Annotated in this window: 3 protein-coding genes; all 3 read right to left on the bottom strand. The window is 67.2% G+C overall.

Annotated features, from left to right (window positions below; all coding sequences use genetic code 11):
- On the bottom strand, nt 1-1,448 hold a 1,448-nt coding region (gene tnpC, locus AC1Q7F_RS32505; protein WP_492512693.1), incomplete at its 3' end, for an IS66 family transposase.
- 42 nt (nt 1,449-1,490) lie between these two features.
- Nucleotides 1,491-1,838, bottom strand: coding sequence for an IS66 family insertion sequence element accessory protein TnpB (gene tnpB / locus AC1Q7F_RS32510; protein WP_094453379.1), 348 nt, complete (start codon nt 1,836-1,838; stop codon nt 1,491-1,493).
- Complete coding sequence (tnpA, locus tag AC1Q7F_RS32515; protein WP_492512694.1) at nt 1,835-2,263, bottom strand: IS66-like element accessory protein TnpA; 429 nt, start codon at nt 2,261-2,263, stop codon at nt 1,835-1,837. Before tnpA ends, tnpB begins: the two co-directional genes overlap by 4 nt.
- Between the last annotated feature and the right edge of the window lie 85 nt (nt 2,264-2,348).

Raw genomic sequence — 2,348 nt, forward strand, 5'->3', positions numbered from 1 at the left:
AGGGTGTAGATGGCGGCGGCCCTGTCGCCGCCGTCATCGGAGCCGCAGAAGGTCCAGTTCCGTCGTCCGACAGCGATGCCGCGCAGGGCACGTTCGGCGGCGTTGTTCGACAGGCAGATGCGCCCATCCTCCAGGAACCGGGTCATGGCGCCCCACCGGTTCAGGGCATAGTCCATGGCCTTTGCAGGATCCGACTTGGGCGACAGGCGGGTTCGGGCTTGGCGGAGCCATTGCTCCAGATCGTCGATCAGGGGCCGGCTTTTCTCCTGGCGGGTTTCGGCACGTTGCGCGATGGCGCGGCCATTGATGGTGCGCTCAATGGCGAACAACGCGTCGATGCGTTTCACGGCCTCGGCCGCCAGGGGCGACTTGCCGTCCTTGGCCAAATCAAAGAACCGGCGGCGGACATGGCTCCAGCATCCGGCCTCCTGGAGGGGGCCGGGCTTGCGGGCGGGATCGTAGAGGCCGGCATAGCCGCTATAGGCATCGGCCTGGAATATCCCGGCCCAGCCGGTCAGGTGCCGCTGCGGATGCTCGCCGGCACGGGTGCGGGCATAATGGTAGAGGGCCGCCGGCGGATCGCTGCCACCGAACGGCCGGTCATCCCGCACATACACCCATAGTCGACCTGTGGCCGCCTTACCCTTGGCCAGAACCGGCACCGGGGTGTCATCGCCATGGAGACGATCAGCCGCCAGAACATGGGACCGTATCACCTCTACCAACGGGGTCAGGGTTGCTGCCGCCGCTCCAACCCAGTCGGCCAGGGTGGAGACATCCAGGTCGATCCCTTCACGGGCATAGGCGGCACTCTGCCGGTGCAGCGGCAGATGCTGAGCGTATTTTCCGGCCAGCACCATGGCCAGCAGGTTCGGCCCGGCCCGCCCACGGCGGATTGGGTGGGAGGGGGCCGGCGTCTGGCTCACCGCCTCGCAGGATCGACAGGCGAACTTCTCCCGGACATGCTGCACCACCTTCCATCGGCGGGGTTCGCATTCCAGGCTTTCCAGAACATCCTCGCCGATCTTGCGCAAGGCATTGCCGCCGCAGCGGTCGCAGACACAAGGCCCCGGATGCACGACCCGCTCGCGTGGCAGCGCCTCTGGCAACGGCCGCCGGGCGGGCTTGCGCGGCGTGACGGCAGGGGTGGGAACGGGCATGCTGAGTTCGCCAGCCACCTCATTCTCGGCGCTGGTCTCCTCCAACTCCTCCAGTTGCAGTTCCAACTGCTCCACGAGCAGCCGGCCCCGTTCGGAGGATTGGCCGTAAAGCTCCCGTCGGGCCTTGGCCAGAGCCAGGCGCAGCCGTTCGATCTCGATCGCCCGTTCGCCGGCCTGTTGGCGCGCCGCCGCCAATTCCCCCTGCAACGCCAGGATCAGCGCATGGGCCGCCGCCAGATCGGCGGGCAAGGTGTCGGCAGCTTGGGCGGGTGGATTGGGGCTGGACATGGAGGTATTGAATCATGCCCATGCCGTCTTGTCTGCAGCTTTTCAGCCCGCCCGTTCGGGCCGGGCCGTGTGCTGCGGCAATCGCCAGTCGATCCCTTCCAAGAGATAGCCCAGTTGGGCCGGGCTCAGTGTAACCGCCCCGTCCACCACCGACGGCCAGATGAACCGGCCGCGCTCCAGGCGCTTGGTGAACAGGCAGGCGCCTTGGCCGTCATGCCAGATGACCTTCACCAGGTCGCCGCGGCGACCGCGAAAGACGAACAGGTGACCGCCATGGGGATCGCGCCCCAGAACCTCCTGGACCTGTCGGGCAAGGCTGTCGAAACCCTTGCGCATGTCCGTCCGCCCCGTCGCCAGCCATACATGCACCCCCGGCGGGATCGGGATCATCCAGCATCTCCGGCCGCCCGGATCACTGCCGTTGCAAGCGCCAGATCCACCGATCCCCGCAGCCGCACCTCGATCCCGCCCGGCAGAAGCACGGAGATCTCCGCGACCGATGCCGTGGGTGGGCTGGGGGCCGGCATCGCCGCCTCCACGACCGGCGCGGCCCTCGGGTCATTCACAGGGGCAAGCTGAACCGGCGCGAACGCCGGAACCGAACCGTCGACCGTCAAAACCGATGCGCCAAACTGCCGACGCCACCGGTACAGCAGGCTCTCATGGACCCCGAACCGTCGGGCAACTTCCTTGACCACGATACCGGGCCTGAACGCCGCCTCCACCAGCCGGACCTTCTCCGCGTCCGACCAGACACGACGCCGCTCCGTACCCGTCAAAACCTCCAGCCGCTGATAAGCCATCACGTTTGCCACTCGTTTGCGTCCGCGCTATCGCGCTTACGCAAAGACTCCCAGCTACCGACCACCAAACACAAGGCGGCTCACACCGGACGCGTAC

The sequence above is a fragment of the Niveispirillum sp. GW835-FHT14G11 genome, from assembly GCF_058793615.1.